This is a genomic window from Paenibacillus prosopidis (assembly GCF_003337375.1).
In the GTDB taxonomy this organism is placed as follows: Bacteria; Bacillota; Bacilli; order Paenibacillales; family Paenibacillaceae; genus Pristimantibacillus; species Pristimantibacillus prosopidis.
In genome coordinates this window covers 261803-278413 of sequence record NZ_QPJD01000002.1, presented here as the reverse complement: position 1 = coordinate 278413, position 16611 = coordinate 261803, and the positions used below count along the sequence as shown (strand labels likewise).

Below are 16611 nucleotides of genomic sequence, written 5' to 3'. Positions count from 1 at the left end.
CACAGAACGCTTACGAAGCGGGTCTCTTGTATCTAACGACTGGACCTGGCAGAAAGGGGGAGAGTTATGAATTTATCGGATATGCTAGGTTATGCGGATATACAACAGCTTAGTAGAATTGCAGACGTTTACCGTTGCGAGTGCAATGGCCACTCCAAAAACGATTTGATTCAATCCATTCTCTCTACCGTAAGTCGAAATGATGTTTTTGAAGCGCAAATAAGCAGCATGAAGCTGGAGGATTTACGTTTCCTTAACTCTTTGCTGTTCGAAGCGCGCAATTCCTATAGCTTGGAGGATTTGATCGCGCGAGTGCAGCAAAGCAGATTCGGCAACGAAGCTGTTAAAGAAGAAACAGAACCGCCGAAAAAAACAAAACGAACCAAAAAGAATGCGGAGGCGCCAAGCAATCCGCTAAGTCCCAGAGAGATGATCGCGAAGTTCAAGCATCAAGGATGGTTGTTTAACGGCTTTAGCGGGCCGAGCAGGTACTTGTTTCAAGTGCCTAATGATTTAAAGTCGCGTTTTCGCGATACGCTGGCGAAGAGGTTTGCGGCAGAGCTCCAGTATACGGATGAGCCGCCGGTTTACCGCGATGAGCAAATGCTGATGCACGATGATGTCACGCAGCTGCTTCATTACACTTATCACAATGAGGTGCAGCTTACGACTGACGGATCTATGTACAAACGATTTATCCAGCAGCTGCTTGAGCGATTCGGCGTACAAGAGGAGTTGCCGGCAAAGGGCGAATGGCGCTTCGGCTATGGCAGACATTTCAATTATTACCCGAACCGTTTCTCGTTTATTTACGACTTTTGCTACTTCTCCAAGTACATTAGCGAGAATCAATCGGTTCTTACTGTAACGTCAGCAGGCGAGGAACGTATGGCCGCTCGTCCGCCTGGCGAAGCGGAGCAGTTATATCGGTTTTGGCTGAAGCTGTATAAAGGTCCGGTAACACATCTATTGTCGCTTGTTCATTGGATCAATGCACTTGCAGAACAGTGGGTTACCGTCGAGTCGTTAAGAAGCGTACTGGTACCATTCATCAAGCCCTACTATTACGATGATGCGAAAACGATACTCGAGCAGCGGATTATAACGATGATGGTTCATTTAGGAATGCTTCGTCTCGGCGAGCATCCGCTTTATGGGACTGTCATTCGAATGACGAAGGCTGGCAGAGCAATCGTAGCAGGCGTAAGCTTAGAGGAACAAGTTCCTATCTCTTTGCATTGACTTTCTAAGCCCCTCTTGGTAGAATCTCACCACCTATAATTTGAGATGCTACAGGGAGCGGATGAAAAATGTTGTTACCATACAAGGGCATTATGCCTGTGATCCACCAAAGCGTATACATAGCGGAAGGCGCTAAAATAATTGGCGACGTTTCAATCGAAGAGCATAGCACCGTTTGGTTTAATGCGGTGCTGCGCGGTGATTTGGCGCCGATTCAAATCGGGAATAGCTGCAACATTCAGGATGGGGTAATCGGACACGTAAATACGAATCAACCATTAATAGTAGAAGAAAAGGTGTCTATCGGACATGGCGCTATTATACACGGCTGTACGATAGGCAAGGGCACATTAATTGGAATGGGGGCAATCGTACTTAACGGCGCAGACATTGGTGAATATGCTTTAATAGGAGCCGGTTCGATTGTTACAGAGAATAAAAAAATACCACCCTATACTCTATCTATCGGTACACCCGCCAAAGTCGTAAGAGAGTTGACAGAGGATGATTTGCAGCGTATGAGAAGGACGATGGAGAGCTACGTGACGAAAGGGATAGAATATAGGATCTCTTAACGCCGGTTGGAGGTGTATCCTATGGACAAAATGAAAGTAACGTATGAAGCAATGCTCGGTCTGGCTGCAGAGTTTGTTCTGGACGAGGCGGTGCTGAAGTTTCAAACGAATCAAATCTACAGCGCAATTGATAAAGCGCTTGCCGCAGGTGACGAGGATACGTTTTACCGTCTTGCGAAACAGTTGAATGCTTTAAAACGATAGCGCCAGCTGCACTAGTCTTTGGTTGAGGCAGCGAAGCGAAAGCTTCCATGTTTGGAGCGGGCTGTGAGTCCGATTCTATTACATGGAGGCTTTTTTTTGATAGATAAGAATTGGCAACAGATGCGAATGGAGGTAACATAGAATCAGCAAAAGTGTCATTACGTTTAGGATCGGGGTGAGAAAAATGAAGTTTAGCGAAATAACGGGCGAGCAGTGGGAGGAACTGAGTCCATACTTGGACACATGCCTGCTGCCGGTAACAGGTATGACGGGGACGGAGAAGCCTTACGAAGCAACCGAATGGCTGGAGCGGTTGCGGGATCTGATGGATTTGATAGAAATACCGTTTAAGGGCAGAGTGGTCACCTATCCGGCATGTCATTACATATCAGGCAGCAGCGAGTTCATGGAAATGTTGAATGAATGGTGTGGATCTCTAAAACGAGCGGGATTTCGTTATGTAATTGTCGTAACAGCTAAAAATGAGTTTAATATCGATTGTCCGGCTGCCGATTTGCTGTTCCGACCGGATGAAGAAGATAACCTTCCGAATCAAGCAGACGTATCTAATGCTATTCGGGCTCTTTGGAGTGGACAAGCATGAGAATCTAGATGAAATTTTCGTATAATATAATCAGATTTTGGGGAAAACAAATGCCAGACAAGGTCAATTGTGACAAAATCATAACAAATTATTGAACGGCATTTTGATAACCGCGCAAATATCCAGCCATATTCTTGACGCTCCCAAGCACCTAGGCTATTATAAGTTATGTCCTAGTTCGTCATGTGTTTTTGCCGTGCGGCAAGACGCGAGATATGGTTGGCAAAGGGGGTTAGAACAGAAGATGAGTAACCATGAACAACACGAGACCGCGCATCGACCGGTACAGCGCAAAGAAATGTCCCGGCGTCAGTTTTTGTCATATACGCTCGGCGGCACGACTGCATTTATGATGGGTGGCGCGGTATTGCCGATGGTTCGTTTTGCAGTGGACCCGCTCTTGGTAAATAAGGGTGAGGGCACTTACGTAAAAGTTGTGGAAGAAAGCAAAATTACGAACGAGCCTCAAGAATTTAAATTTAAAATTCATCAGGTCGATGGCTGGTACGTCAGTGATCCTGAGCTTTCAGCTTGGATCTCCAAGGATGCAAACAATAAGATTTTTGCACTTTCGCCGGTTTGTAAGCACTTAGGCTGTACAATCGGTTGGAATACGAAAGGCCAAAATGAGTACGATTGTCCTTGCCATGACGCACGCTATTCGAAAGACGGGAAAAACATTACGGTTGCCCCGACCCCATTGGATGAATACGAAGTGAAGCTTGAAGGCGGATTCGTATACTTAGGTCCGGTAATGCCGAATACAAGAACGAGTTAAGGAGGGCGTATTGCAGATGTTTAAAAGTGTATACAACTGGATTGACGAACGTCTTGACATTACGCCGCTTTGGAGAGATGTAGCTGACCATGAAGTGCCCGAGCACGTTAATCCAGCACATCATTTCTCCGCTTTCGTTTACTGTTTCGGCGGCTTGACGTTTTTCATAACGGTTATCCAAATTTTATCCGGTATGTTCTTGACAATGTATTATGTTCCGGACATTATTAACGCTTATGCAAGCGTTGATTACTTGCAGCATAAGGTTGCATTCGGACAAATCGTACGGGGCATGCACCATTTTGGGGCAAGCTTAGTTATCGTTATGATGTTCCTACATACCCTTCGAGTATTTTTTACCGGTTCTTACAAAGCGCCGCGCGAAATGAACTGGGTAGTTGGAATGCTCATTTTCTTCATCATGTTAGGTCTAGGGTTCACAGGTTACCTGCTGCCTTGGGATAACAAAGCTTACTACGCAACTAAAGTTGGTGTTCAAATTGCTGAGTCCGTTCCGGTAATCGGACCCTATATCGCGACATTCCTCTACGGTGGCGATATCGTAGGCGCGCAAACGCTCACAAGATTCTTTGCGATCCACGTATTTTTCTTGCCTGGCGCACTGATCGCGATGCTGGCTGCGCACTTTTTGATGATTAGGAAGCAAGGTATTTCGGGACCACTTTAAGCGAAGGGAGGGCTTACTTATGGCGCATGGTCATAAATCGAACGAGAAGGTTGTCTACGTCGGCGACTCGCGTGTAAAGAAAAGCAATCATCCGAACATTCCGCCGGACTATACGTCATTTCCAGGTAAATCGGAAGCATTTATTCCGAACTTCCTGCTAAAGGAATGGATGGTTGGCTGCGTCGTTTTGGTCGGATTTCTAACTTGGGTCATTGCGGAGCCGGCACCGCTCGGTTATCCTGCGGATCCAACGAACGCGGCTTTCATACCGATGCCTGACTGGTACTTCTTGTTTTTGTATCAATTTCTGAAATATCCATACGTATCGCAAGATTACATTTTGCTTGGCACGATGGGCGTACCTGGCGTCATGTTCGGCGCTTTGATGCTTGCTCCTTTCCTTGACACAGGAAAGGAACGCCGCTTCTACCGCCGGCCGATTGCTTCATCTTTGATGATTCTTTCACTTATTGCATGCGTATATTTGACCGTAATTTCTTGGGATCATTACACACACCAATTGGAAATCAATGGTCAAGTACCTGAGCATCACGAGCGTGAAGAGAAGGCGCGCGAAGCGGCGGAAGCCGGCCATGAGCGTCCGAACTACACGAAACCGGCAGTTGAAGCGTCACTTGTTGATGCAAACGATCCGGCAATGGATATTGCAAAGCAAGCACAATGCGTTGGTTGTCACGCTGCTGATCTGAAAGGTCAAGGCAATGCACCTGGTCTAGTGGGCGTTGGCGATAGATTGACGAAGGAACAGCTCGTTGATGTGGTTACGAATGGTCGTGGCGGAATGCCTGCATTCGCTGATACGCTGTCGGCTGAAGAAATCGATCAATTGTCAACATGGCTTTCTAAACAGAAAGCAGCGACGGAGTAAACGTCAAACAATAGGAAAACCTGATCGTATTATGCGGTCAGGTTTTTTTTGAATGGTATATGAAGGAGAAGTGGTTACATATGCTCGCTACTTTTTGGAGCCGCGATTTTTTACTTAACCGTTCATTTTTGTGGCTGCTTTTCTTGGTCAATCTGGCGGGAACGATATATGGGTACATCTGGTATGAAGATCAGTTACTTGCTACATTTAATAATCATCCGTTGTGGCAAATCGTATTTGTCCCTGATTCACCTACAGCCAGCTTGTTTTTTACAGTATCATTGCTTTATTTGTTGTTCCCCCCCCAGAAGCCATATCGCCTTTCCATGATTGGACGCAGCCTTATTGAGGCGTTAGCCGTCGTTTGCTCGGTTAAATACGGTATATGGGCAGTTGCAATGATTGTTGCAGGCGCGTGGCAGGGTGCTGATTTATATTGGCAGCATTACATGCTCATCGCCTCCCACCTGGGGATGGCGTTTGAAGCCTTGCTATTCTTCCGTTTTATGAAAGCAGGTGCAGCGGCATTGGCCGTTGCAGCTGGCTGGCTTCTATTAAATGATACGGTCGACTATACATTCGGCGTATTCCCGTATCTTGCAGACGAGCTGGATGATGATTTGTCAGCCGTTTGTATCTTTACGTTTGCCTTATCCATATTGAGCTTTGGTGCCGCAATGTTTATATGGCGCTTCAGAAAGCAGGTATAACGCTGGACATCCCCTCATAGAGTGATCTATGGGGGGATGTCCATGAAGGTACGATTTATTGTTCCATTCGTCATATGTATCGTCATGACGATCGGTTCGGCTGGCGCAGTCTGGGGCGATTCAGCTGCTTTAAGTCCATATATATCCATTCTTTCGACTAGTCCGTATAAACAGCTTACCCGTCTGGATGAGACGGCGAACGCCTTATATGAGGCAGCGAATACAGATAACCGTCAGGCGGGTTTTCTTCACGTGCAGCAGCTGGAACGAATGATTAAAGGGGAGCTAAAAGGTAAATCCGGTAAAATGGAAGGCTGGGCTGCCATTGAACAAGATGCGAGGGCGATTGAGCAAACAATTAGAAGCAGCGAAACCAGCTCGGGATGGTTGAAGGAAGCAGCACGCATAAGACTTGCGACGGATGCCCTTGTTCGTCCAGAGCATGCTCTATGGCTTCAATATGAAAGTATCATGCTGGACGATCTGTCACGCGTGGAGAAGGCATGGAAGCGCCAAACCGGAGACGGGGCAATAGCGGCCCGCGCAACAATGAACAGCTTACAGGAGCATGCCGAGCGTATTGAGCCTGCAATTAGCATGATTTACGGCAGCATGCATGGCGCTGAGTTGAATGAACGGATACGTTACACAAACCAGTTATTAGAAACGAAAAAGTCGAGTCCTTTAAACGAGGTAATGATAAATCATTCCTTAAAGGCTTTGAATACTGCAATTGTAAAAATGTTTGATCATAGCGGACGGGCGGAGGTCATGCCTGCTGTCGCTCCCTTAGCAACATCCAACCCGCTGAGCTGGACGTTCTTCCTGGGGGCCATCATTTCGGCTGTTCTCACCTATTCAGGCTGGCGTAAGTACAAAAATAATCCTTTCGGCGTCAAGCCGCTTCCTTAAAAGCTATTCTTCCTTAAAGCCTTCACCAAAAACGTCATGCACTTCATTTATTACGATAAATGCACGGGGGTCGATCTTGCGGACGATCGTTTTTAAACGGCGAATTTCCTGCCGTTGGACGACGCAATAGACGACCTCTTTTTGTTGTCCGGAGAAAGCACCCTTTGCTGGAATTAGCGTGACACCGCGATCCAATTCAATCGTAATTTGCTTAGACATGACACTGCCTTGCTCGGTTATGATGGAAAATGCTTTTGCCGCATAGGCACCGTCCTGAATGAAGTCAATCAGCTTAGAAGCGATAAAGACGGTAACGAGTGTATATAGCACCTTTTCGACCGAAATGTAAATGATGGAAACTCCGATTATAACCGCATCCAGCGTCAAAATAATTTGTCCCATGCTAATGCCCTTTGAGCGGGTCAAAATACGGGCAACGATATCTACTCCGCCTGTCGTGCCGCCAAACCGGAAAACGACGCCTAGTCCGGTTCCTAAAGTTACACCAGCATATAATGCAGCCAACATATAGTCGTTTGTGCTTTGGAATGGAACCAGCCATTCAAGTCGTATAAGCTGTTCCATAAGTGCGAGGAAGCATGATAGGGATACAACGCCGACCAGTGTATAAATCATTTGCCCGCGGCCAAGCGCTTTCCAGCCTAAAAAAAATAAAGGTATATTTAACAGCAAGGTTGAAATCGAGAGGGGCCAACCGGCCGCATAATTAAGCAGTACAGCTATTCCTGTGACACCGCCCTCCATTAATTGATTGGGAAGGACGAAATAGTGCAATCCGAAAGCATATATAGCAGTACCGATTAAAATCGGTATAATAATGCGTAATTGTTGCAGCGTATTTGTCATCCAGAAGCACTCCTCTAAGTTTGGTGAAATGAAACTAGCTTCGACAGCAAATGTACAGGCAGTATAGCATATACCTGTTCACGTGTAGTATGGCTCAATTGTGACTTTCGAAAAACATTGATTTTAATTGGGCGTTTACGTTAACATAGTAATGTATAGCTATTGACAGAAAGGAACTGTACCTATGTCAGATAAATCGTTGTCAGATATACAGCGAGAAGTAGACGATTATATTTCTCAATTTAAAGAAGGTTACTTTAGTCCGCTTGCTCTTATGGCCAGAATGTCAGAGGAAGTAGGAGAGCTCGCCCGGGAAGTCAATCATTTTTATGGAGAAAAGCCGAAAAAGGCCGATGAAGCGGAAAATTCCGTCGAAATGGAGCTCGGTGATATTTTGTTTATCCTTTCTTGCTTTGCTAATTCGCTCAATATTGATTTAACGGAAGCTCACAATAAAGTGATGCACAAGTTTGCCACCCGCGACGCGAATCGGTGGACGAAGAAAATGACCGAACTGTAAACAAGCTCCCTACATATGCTGTACCATCAACCTGTGTACAAGGAGGATGGGCGTATGGATGGGGAAAGATGCATAAAGAAAGCTTACGAATTCATTTTTAACAGCGATTTCGAGCAAGCCATATATTGGTTCGAGCAAGCCATTGCCGCAGAACCGGAAAATGCATCATATTATCATAAGTGTGCCGTATCATGCGCACGAAGCAGCAAGTGGACGAAAGCAAAGCTATATGCGGAGGAAGCTCTAAGACTGGATCCGGAGCATGCCGAATATCAATATCATTTACAAACCGTTGAAGCAAGGCTGCTCCTTGCAGAAGCCGATCTTCTGCTTGCGGCCGAGCCGTCGAAGCTAGAGGAAGCTGCAGAACTTCTAAACAGAGTAACCGTATTAGATCCGCTAAGCTTTGAAGCGTTTTATACGCTCGGTGTTGTATATGCTTCACTGGACCGGCTCGATGAGGCTGCAGCTAACGCACGGGAAGCGATGCGGCTTGATCCAGGCCATTCGGCAGCGCGGAGGCTATTTGCCGATGTTAACCGGAAACGGCGTATGCATCGCGTACGGATAAATGTACGAAAAAGAAAAAGGAACAGGTGATTAGCGTGTCGACAGAAAAAATTAGAGTGGCAGTAACAGGCGCAGGCGGAAGAATGGGGCGCGAAGTTGTTAAAATGGTGCTGGAGGACGAGGCGCTTCAGCTGGTAGCTGCTGTCGATCCCTCAGCAGGTCCTATTGACGCCGGCCTGTTTGCCGGTAAAACAAATACAGGCGTGACGGTCAGCGCAACGCTTGATGAAGCGTTAAACGGGGCAGAGGCGGATGTATTGGTCGATTTCACTGTGCCAGCCGCTGCATACAGCAATACAAAGTCATCTATTATGTATGGTGTCCGTCCGGTAATCGGGACAACGGGTTTTACACCTGAACAAATCGAAGAGTTGGACGAGCTGTGTCAGGACAAGGGGATCGGCGGACTGATCGCACCTAACTTTTCTATCGGAGCTATTTTGATGATGAAATTTGCGGCTGAAGCATCGAAATATTTACCGCATGTCGAAATAATTGAATATCACGGTGATCAGAAGCTGGACGCGCCATCAGGGACTTCCATCAAAACAGCTGAGCTTATCTCACAGGTTCGCCAAGAGCTGCGTCAAGGGAATCCTAAAGAGGAAGAAGTAATAGAAGGCGCTCGCGGCGGCTACTACAATGGATTCCGTATACATAGCGTAAGATTGCCAGGTGTATTCGCGCAGCAGGAGGTTGTGTTTGGCGGCTACGGGCAAACGCTCAAAATTCGTCACGACTCCTACGACCGCGCCGGGTATATGCCGGGCGTAAATGTAGCTGTTAAAAAGGTTATGACTTACAGCGGCTTGATTTATGGCTTTGAACATATTATGGATTAGTCTCATTCGACAGCGGGAGAGGGGAACGGCATGTTAAATATTGCTTTTATTGCGCATGATCGCAAGAAAGAGGAAATCGTTAATTTTGTTATCGCTTATGAGCATGTATTTGTACCCCACAAGCTGTATTCCACCGGTACGACAGGTACCCGGATTATGGAGCAAACCAATTTATCGATTCATCGCTTTATGTCAGGGCCGCTTGGCGGGGATCAGCAAATCGGCGCATTGGTTGCGCAAAATGAAATGGATTTAATAATCTTTTTGCGCGACCCTTTAATGGCACAGCCGCATGAACCGGATATTATCGCTTTGCTTCGGCTATGCGATGTACAAGGAATTCCTGTAGCGACAAACGTAGCTTCGGCCGAGCTGCTTGTAAAGGCGCTGGAACGCGGCGACTTTGCTTGGCGGGAGCTCGTTCACAAATATAAACCAGGTACGGCGGAATGACAGTCTCTCTTGATATTCTCGTTTTTGGAGCGCATGCGGATGACGCGGAAATTGGAATGGGCGGGACAATAGCGAAGCATGTACAAGCCGGTTCTCGCGTAGGTGTATGTGATTTGACGGAAGCGGAAATGTCTTCTAACGGTACCGTGGAGCTGCGCAAGCAGGAAGCTGCTGACGCTTCGGCGGTACTTGGTCTAAGCGCCCGTACAAATCTTGGTCTGCCGGATCGGGGTTTAGAACCGACTCGGATTCAAATTGAGCGGATTGTTGCTGAAATCCGCAGGTTTAAGCCCCGTGTTGTGTTTGCTCCCTACTGGGTAGACCGCCATCCTGACCATGTGGCTTGCAGCAGATTAATTGAAGAAGCGGTGTTTAACGCCAAGCTGCGCAGATATATGCCGGAGCTGCCGGCCGTTCAGGTCGACCAGCTTATTTATTATTATATAAATGATGTGGATCAAGTATCGCTTGTCGTTGATGTCAGCGATCATTATAAGACGAAACGCGATGCGCTGTCGGCTTACCGTTCACAGTTCGATTCAGCTTCAGCAGACGCTGACCGCGTAGCGACGCCGCTTACAAATCGTTATATAGAACGAGTGGAGGCGCGCGACGCACTGCTGGGACAAGCACGCGGCTGGATGTATGCGGAGGGCTTTGCTTTAAAGCGCCCTCATGCCGTACAATTATTTTGACAAATCGTACAGCTCTTGTTGAATACAATAGTTAAATGTGATGAATACAGGAGGTGCGACAATAGTGGCGAGAAAATTAAAGATTGGGATAACCTGTTATCCCACTTTAGGCGGATCAGGCGTCGTTGCTACCGAATTAGGTAAATTGCTGGCGGAACGCGGTCATGAAATTCATTTTATTACGCACAGCATTCCATTCCGTCTAGGACATTTTAGAAAAAATATTTTTTTTCATGAGGTCGAAGTAAACGATTATTATGTTTTCCGCTACCCTCCTTATGATTTAGCTTTAGCTAGTAAAATGGCACAAGTCGCTAAAATGCAGCAGCTTGATCTTCTTCATGTACATTATGCAGTGCCGCATGCTGTTTGCGCCTATTTAGCAAAGCAAATGAACGGAAACGGTTTTAAGACGGTTACAACCTTGCATGGGACCGATATTACAGTACTTGCGCAGGATGAGTCTCTGAAGGACTTAATTCGATTAGCCATCCATCAGAGCGATGCTGTAACGGCGGTATCAAACGATTTGATTAATGAAACGAGACAGCTTCTCGATATTACGACACCTATTGATTTAACCTACAATTTTGTCGACAAGCGCGTTTATTATCCCCGTGAAGCGGCATCTTTACGTTCGGATTATGCTGCCCCTCACGAGAAAATTTTAATGCACATATCTAATTTCCGTCCTGTAAAGCGTGTCGGTGATGTTATTGATATTTTTGCGCGTGTTTCTGAGAAAGTGCCTTCTAAGCTGCTGCTTGTAGGGGAAGGGCCGGAGCTTTCGAAAATACAATGCAAAATTCGTCAACTAGGACTAGAGGATCGCGTTAGTTTCCTCGGTAAGCAGGAGGACGTTGCTCAAGTGATTTCAATGGCAGACCTGCTGCTGCTTCCATCGGAGAAAGAAAGCTTCGGACTCGTTGCGCTGGAAGCGATGGCATGCGGCGTTCCGACTATTGGATCGGATGCAGGGGGTATTCCTGAGCTGATTACGCATGGAGAGACCGGCTTTCTGTCTCCGATCGGCGATGTCGAAGATATGGCCAAAAATGCAGAGCGGCTGCTGCTCGATGAGAAGCTGCACGAGCAATTCAAGCAAGCATGTATATTCAGAGCAAGAAATGAATTTTGTAACGATCTTATAACAACGCAGTATGAGCAAATTTATTATCGTGTACTTGGTATTGAAGCGAATTTGCCGGTAGCTGTGTGCAGCGATAATTAATTCGCTGCTGCGAAGGATGGTGTACGGCTTGAGACTATCGTTGCCGGTTTCAATTATTGCGGCTTTGCCGATCGTAAGGCGGCTTCAGGAGCATCATTATGAAGCCGTTTTTGTCGGCGGCTCAGTTCGGGATACCGTTCTAGGCTTACCGGTTAAAGATGTCGATATCGCTACCTCAGCCCGTCCGGAGCAAGTGCTTAAGCTGTTTGAGCGCTGTATTCCGACGGGCTTGCAGCATGGAACGATTACTGTAATACACGACAGTGTGAGCTATGAAGTGACGACCTTCAGACAGGAATCAGTGTATGAGGCGCACCGCAAGCCGGAAAGCGTGCTCTACATTACGGATCTGGAAGGTGATCTGCTTCGCCGGGACTTTACAATGAACGCGATGGCTCTTACCGATAAGGGAGAGCTTCTTGATCCCTTTGGCGGTCTCCGTGACTTGAAGCGGGGAACGATCCGATGCGTAGGCGATGCGGATTCGCGTTTTCAAGAAGATGCGCTGCGGATGCTGCGGGCCATACGATTCATTGGCGTATATCAGCTCTCTCCGGCTCTTCAGACATGGAAAGCTCTAATTCGCCATCGCGGGCTCATGAAATACATTGCGATGGAACGCGTACAGGCGGAGCTCGATAAAATGCTGGCTGGAGAAGCACCGCAAAGGGGGCTGCATTTTGTAGCGGATAGCGGTCTGCTGCTTTATCTGAAGGAACCTTTTCTGGAGGAGACAGAGCGGTTACTTAAGGGAAATTATCGATCTAAAAATCCAGTAATGCTGTTCTCAAGGCTAAATCAGCTAAAGTCTGTTGATTTGCGCTGGGCTGCGATAGCGATTGGTACAAATATGAGCTTGGAAGCCGTTCTGCATATGCTTCGCGTGCTGCGGTTTTCCAACAATAGAATTAAATCGATTACAGCGATTGTTGCCATACATAAGGAAATATTAATGCATGCAGAAGAAACGGACGAGCGCAAGCTCCATCTTAGCTGGATAAGTGCCATAATCCGTTATGGCGAGCGCTCGGCGATCGAGTGGCTGGAAGTCGCACGGACGATTAGCGAGCCGCAGCAGACCCTTCCAGCTGACCTTCTAACGCGTTTAGCCGATTGGCTGAACAAGATGCCGATTTCTTCGCTCAAGCAGCTTGACGTGTGCGGAAACGATCTAACAGCGCATGTGAAGCGTCCGGCAGGTCCTTGGGTAAGCGAATGGTTAAACAAGCTGCTGCTTATGACTGCGAGCGGCGGGCTGCCCAATAAACGGATGCAGCTGATTGAGCAAGCCATTAAATGGGATGAAGAGGATAACAATCATGAATAATACTTCTTTGCTGCAATTGTTTGAGCTTCAACCGGGTCAATATGTATCCGGTGAGAGCATTAGTCAGGAGCTGGGTGTGAGCCGCACAGCGATCTGGAAGCAAATTAAGAAGCTTGAGGCAGCAGGCTACCGGTTTGAGGCGTCTAGACGTCTTGGATACCGGCTTATAAGTATACCCGACAACTTATCTGCAGCTGAGCTTGCTAGCCGAATGAAATCTAACGTATTCGGCAAGGAGGTGCAATTGTTTGACTCGGTAGAGTCGACGCAAAATATTGCACGGGCAGCAGCGGAAGAAGGGGCTCCTGAAGGAACGTTAGTCATTGCAGAGCAGCAGCTGAACGGACGAGGGCGGATGGGACGCGGATGGGTATCGCCCCGCGGTAAAGGCGTATGGATGAGCATGGTGCTGCGTCCGTCCTTGCCGATTTATTTTGCTCCGCAGCTTACATTATTGACTGCCGTTGCGCTATGCAGAAGCTTAAAAAGGATCACGGCATTGCCAATCGGAATCAAATGGCCGAATGATTTGCTTATTGAAGGCAAAAAAATAAGCGGAATTCTGCTCGAATCGGCGGCAGAGGATGAACGGCTTACGTTTGTTATTGCAGGCATCGGAATAAGCGTTAATCTCGAGGAAGATGATTATCCCGTGGAATTGCTTGAGAAAGCTACTTCGCTTCGAATTGCGGGCGGAAAGAAATTAGAGCGCATCGATGTCATAACAGATTTTCTGCAGGAGTGGGAACAGCTTTATTTCCTCTACCAAGAGCAAGGCTTTAGTCCTATCGTCACATTATGGGAGGCGTTATCGGTATCGCTCGGTAAACCGGCGCGCCTTATTACGCCGCAAGGCGACATTGTCGGGGTGCCAATCGGCCTGGACGAAACCGGGGCTATACGAATTCAGCTTGAAGACGGCTCCGTAAAGCCCGTTTTCTCTGCGGAAATGGGCGAACCGTTATAGGGAGCTTGAATCCGTTTACGGAATGCAGTAAATTTGCTAAACTAAAGCTAACAGGCGGTATTCTTAGAAGCTGCACTGTTGAAGAATGAATGACACATTGCAAATGGTTGGAAATGCACACTCTGCTCTGAGCCGTAGGGACCGAGACAGAAGGAAGCACGACAAGCAATCGTTTCCTTTTCAGTTTGGGGACCTTTTTAGCAGCGGCTAAAAGGTTTTTTTGTGTTTATCCTATCATTGAAAAGGGGATGAAGCTGGTGAGGAAACGACTGACGATTACGAATTTGAAGAAGATGAAGCAGGACCGCAATGCGATTTCCGTTTTGACAGCTTATGATTATCCTTCAGCTAAGCTCGCTGAAGAGGCAGGCATTGACGTTATTCTTGTCGGCGATTCGCTCGGAAATGTCGTGTTGGGTTATGATACGACGATTCCGGTAACGATCGACGATATCGTTTATCATACAAGAGCGGTTGCAAGAGGAGCCCAGCATACGTTCATCGTTGCTGATATGCCATTTATGACCTACGGCATCGGACGTGAATCAACGCTGCGCAACGCTGCGAAAATCATGCAAGAGGGCGGCGCTCAAGCAGTGAAGCTCGAAGGCGGAGCGGACATTGCTTCGGATGTAGCAGCGCTTGTCAAAGCAGGCATACCGGTAATGGGACATATTGGTTTGACGCCGCAATCTGTCCATCAGCTTGGCGGCTATAAGGTGCAGGGCAAGCTCGATAAAGATGCTGAGCGATTAATCAACGACGCGAAAGCGCTGGAAGAAGCGGGTGCTTTCAGCATCGTGCTGGAGCTTGTGACCGAGCCTCTAGCTACATTGATCAGTGATGCTATAACGATTCCGGTTATCGGAATTGGAGCTGGACGCGGCTGTGACGGCCAAGTGCTTGTCTATCATGACATTTTGCAATATTCATCTCCATATTTTGAGAAGAAATTCGTGAAGTCTTACGCGGATATCGGCACAACGATAAGAAATGCCATCCAATCCTATGTGGAAGATGTGAAAACAGGTGCTTTCCCGGAGGAGGAGCATGTGTTCGCCGCCCAGCCTGCAGCAGTTCAATCGCTATACGGAGGTTCTGAGCAAAGCGGGAATGACAAAGAAACGAAAACACAGGATAGCTCCAAGCCTCAGAAGGGGGTTCAGCTTACATGAACATCTGTCGAACGAAAGCAGAGCTTAAGCAGCAGCTATCCGATCTTCGCAAAGACGGTAAACAGATAGGCTTTGTGCCGACGATGGGTTATCTTCACGAAGGGCATGCGAGCTTGCTGCGCAAATCAAAAGCGGATAATGATGTAACGGTGCTCAGCATTTTCGTCAATCCGCTGCAGTTTGGCCCGCATGAGGATCTGGATCGTTACCCCCGGGATGAGAAGCGTGATGTGGCGATTGCCGAAGAGTGCGGGACTGATCTTGTATTTATACCTTCCGTTCAAGAAATGTATCCGGAAAAACCGCTTACCTCCGTTATAGTTAATCAACTCACAGATCGGCTGTGCGGCGCTTCAAGGCCCGGTCATTTTGATGGGGTAGGTACGGTCGTTAGCAAGCTGTTTCATCTCATCCAGCCTAACCGGGCCTATTTTGGAATGAAGGATGCGCAGCAGGTTGCGGTAATTCAGCAAATGGTTAATGATTTGAATATGCCTGTTGAAATCGTACCTTGTCCGATTGTTAGAGAACCCGATGGTCTTGCATTAAGCTCCCGTAATGTGTATTTGAGCGCCGAGCATCGGCTGCAGGCGGTTGTATTGTCAAAAACGCTGCAGCAAGCCATGAAGTGGGCAAATGAGCCTGAGATGACCGTAGAGCGTCTGCTAGCTAAGGTAAAGGTCAACATTGATAAAGCAAGCGAAGCGGTAATCGATTATGCGGAATTGCTGTATTATCCCAGCCTCCAGGCACCGGAACCGGTCGCACTTCTGCAAAACCTAAAACAACCGTTAATATTGGCATTAGCCGTTAAATTCGGTGCTACTCGATTAATTGATAATCGCTTATTGGATGCGATGGAGGTGAGTGAACATGTTCAGAACGATGATGAAGTCCAAGCTTCACCGGGCAACCGTTACGGAAGCGAACCTGAACTATGTCGGTAGCATTACCATCGATGAGAATTTGATGGATGCGGCTAATATATGGGAAAATGAAAAGGTACAAATCGTAAACAATAACAACGGTGCCCGTTTTGAGACCTATGTCATTACCGGTGAACGCGGGTCAGGCGTTATTTGCTTAAATGGAGCAGCAGCAAGACAAGTGCAGCCGGGTGATCAGGTCATTATTATTTCGTATGCGATGATGACGGATGATGAAGCTAGGGAACACAAGCCGATCGTTACCATTTTAGATCAGAACAACCGTCCTTTACAGTTATTATCGGAGGAGCTTCACGCGACAATCCTGTAAGTGCTTGATCAGTGACGAGAGTCCCTGTGTTATGTAACGACTGGTACGCCGTATGAAAAGCCGTCCGGAAACAAAAAATGAACATAACACTCCTTAATTCTTTGG

Annotated in this window: 21 protein-coding genes; 20 read left to right on the top strand and 1 reads right to left on the bottom strand. The window is 47.3% G+C overall.

Annotated features, from left to right (window positions below; all coding sequences use genetic code 11):
• The first annotated feature begins 66 nt into the window (after positions 1-66).
• The 9 genes from DFP97_RS03540 to DFP97_RS03500 all read left to right on the top strand — a co-directional run bounded on the left by DFP97_RS03540 (position 67) and on the right by DFP97_RS03500 (position 6602).
• A complete protein-coding gene (locus DFP97_RS03540) occupies positions 67-1242 on the top strand; it encodes a hypothetical protein (RefSeq protein ID WP_114378590.1) in 1176 nt (391 codons plus the stop codon).
• A 68-nt stretch (positions 1243-1310) separates the two neighbouring features.
• Positions 1311-1817, top strand: a complete 507-nt coding sequence (locus DFP97_RS03535) for a gamma carbonic anhydrase family protein (protein WP_114378589.1) — start codon at positions 1311-1313, stop codon at positions 1815-1817.
• A gap of 21 nt (positions 1818-1838) precedes the next feature.
• On the top strand, positions 1839-2021 hold the full coding sequence (locus DFP97_RS03530) for an IDEAL domain-containing protein (protein WP_114378588.1): 183 nt from the start codon (positions 1839-1841) through the stop codon (positions 2019-2021).
• Positions 2022-2205: 184 nt separating this feature from the next.
• Positions 2206-2625: a DUF2487 family protein gene (locus DFP97_RS03525; RefSeq protein WP_114378587.1), complete on the top strand. Its 420-nt coding sequence runs from the start codon at positions 2206-2208 to the stop codon at positions 2623-2625.
• A 244-nt stretch (positions 2626-2869) separates the two neighbouring features.
• Positions 2870-3403, top strand: a complete 534-nt coding sequence (locus DFP97_RS03520; protein ID WP_114378586.1) for a Rieske (2Fe-2S) protein — start codon at positions 2870-2872, stop codon at positions 3401-3403.
• A gap of 16 nt (positions 3404-3419) precedes the next feature.
• The gene (qcrB, locus tag DFP97_RS03515; protein ID WP_114378585.1) at positions 3420-4091 is read left to right on the top strand and encodes a menaquinol-cytochrome c reductase cytochrome b subunit; all 672 of its coding nucleotides are present in this window, start codon (positions 3420-3422) and stop codon (positions 4089-4091) included.
• Between the two features lie 19 nt (positions 4092-4110).
• Positions 4111-4980, top strand: coding sequence for a menaquinol-cytochrome c reductase cytochrome b/c subunit (locus DFP97_RS03510; protein WP_114378584.1), 870 nt, complete (start codon positions 4111-4113; stop codon positions 4978-4980).
• Positions 4981-5060: 80 nt separating this feature from the next.
• Positions 5061-5690: a DUF1405 domain-containing protein gene (locus tag DFP97_RS03505; protein WP_114378583.1), complete on the top strand. Its 630-nt coding sequence runs from the start codon at positions 5061-5063 to the stop codon at positions 5688-5690.
• 42 nt (positions 5691-5732) lie between these two features.
• Positions 5733-6602 (top strand): sporulation protein YpjB, encoded by an 870-nt coding sequence (locus tag DFP97_RS03500; RefSeq protein WP_181873347.1) that lies wholly within the window; start codon positions 5733-5735, stop codon positions 6600-6602.
• A gap of 3 nt (positions 6603-6605) precedes the next feature.
• On the opposite strand, the gene DFP97_RS03495 is transcribed toward DFP97_RS03500, so the two are convergent.
• Positions 6606-7469 carry a YitT family protein gene (locus DFP97_RS03495; RefSeq protein ID WP_114378581.1) on the bottom strand — a complete coding sequence of 288 codons (864 nt, stop codon included), beginning with the start codon at positions 7467-7469 and terminating at the stop codon, positions 6606-6608.
• A gap of 184 nt (positions 7470-7653) precedes the next feature.
• On the opposite strand from DFP97_RS03495, the gene DFP97_RS03490 reads away from it, so the two are divergent.
• The 11 genes from DFP97_RS03490 to panD all read left to right on the top strand — a co-directional run bounded on the left by DFP97_RS03490 (position 7654) and on the right by panD (position 16506).
• Positions 7654-7989 (top strand): nucleotide pyrophosphohydrolase, encoded by a 336-nt coding sequence (locus tag DFP97_RS03490; protein WP_114378580.1) that lies wholly within the window; start codon positions 7654-7656, stop codon positions 7987-7989.
• Between the two features lie 54 nt (positions 7990-8043).
• The gene (locus DFP97_RS03485; protein WP_181873346.1) at positions 8044-8589 is read left to right on the top strand and encodes a tetratricopeptide repeat protein; all 546 of its coding nucleotides are present in this window, start codon (positions 8044-8046) and stop codon (positions 8587-8589) included.
• Between the two features lie 5 nt (positions 8590-8594).
• Positions 8595-9401 (top strand): 4-hydroxy-tetrahydrodipicolinate reductase, encoded by an 807-nt coding sequence (dapB, locus tag DFP97_RS03480; protein ID WP_281270930.1) that lies wholly within the window; start codon positions 8595-8597, stop codon positions 9399-9401.
• Positions 9402-9431: 30 nt separating this feature from the next.
• Positions 9432-9854 (top strand): methylglyoxal synthase, encoded by a 423-nt coding sequence (locus DFP97_RS03475; protein WP_114378577.1) that lies wholly within the window; start codon positions 9432-9434, stop codon positions 9852-9854.
• A complete protein-coding gene (gene bshB1 / locus DFP97_RS03470; RefSeq protein ID WP_114378576.1) occupies positions 9851-10549 on the top strand; it encodes a bacillithiol biosynthesis deacetylase BshB1 in 699 nt (232 codons plus the stop codon). Before DFP97_RS03475 ends, bshB1 begins: the two co-directional genes overlap by 4 nt.
• Before the next feature lie 64 nt (positions 10550-10613).
• Complete coding sequence (bshA, locus tag DFP97_RS03465; RefSeq protein ID WP_181873345.1) at positions 10614-11780, top strand: N-acetyl-alpha-D-glucosaminyl L-malate synthase BshA; 1167 nt, start codon at positions 10614-10616, stop codon at positions 11778-11780.
• A gap of 28 nt (positions 11781-11808) precedes the next feature.
• Positions 11809-13107: a CCA tRNA nucleotidyltransferase gene (locus DFP97_RS03460; RefSeq protein WP_181873344.1), complete on the top strand. Its 1299-nt coding sequence runs from the start codon at positions 11809-11811 to the stop codon at positions 13105-13107.
• Positions 13100-14074 carry a biotin--[acetyl-CoA-carboxylase] ligase gene (locus DFP97_RS03455; RefSeq protein WP_114378573.1) on the top strand — a complete coding sequence of 325 codons (975 nt, stop codon included), beginning with the start codon at positions 13100-13102 and terminating at the stop codon, positions 14072-14074. The genes DFP97_RS03460 and DFP97_RS03455 overlap by 8 nt, the downstream gene beginning before the upstream one ends.
• A 293-nt stretch (positions 14075-14367) precedes the next feature.
• Positions 14368-15249: a 3-methyl-2-oxobutanoate hydroxymethyltransferase gene (panB, locus tag DFP97_RS03450; RefSeq protein ID WP_425453493.1), complete on the top strand. Its 882-nt coding sequence runs from the start codon at positions 14368-14370 to the stop codon at positions 15247-15249.
• Positions 15246-16196 carry a pantoate--beta-alanine ligase gene (panC, locus tag DFP97_RS03445; RefSeq protein ID WP_114378572.1) on the top strand — a complete coding sequence of 317 codons (951 nt, stop codon included), beginning with the start codon at positions 15246-15248 and terminating at the stop codon, positions 16194-16196. Before panB ends, panC begins: the two co-directional genes overlap by 4 nt.
• Complete coding sequence (gene panD, locus DFP97_RS03440) at positions 16123-16506, top strand: aspartate 1-decarboxylase (protein ID WP_114378571.1); 384 nt, start codon at positions 16123-16125, stop codon at positions 16504-16506. Before panC ends, panD begins: the two co-directional genes overlap by 74 nt.
• Positions 16507-16611 lie beyond the last annotated feature (105 nt).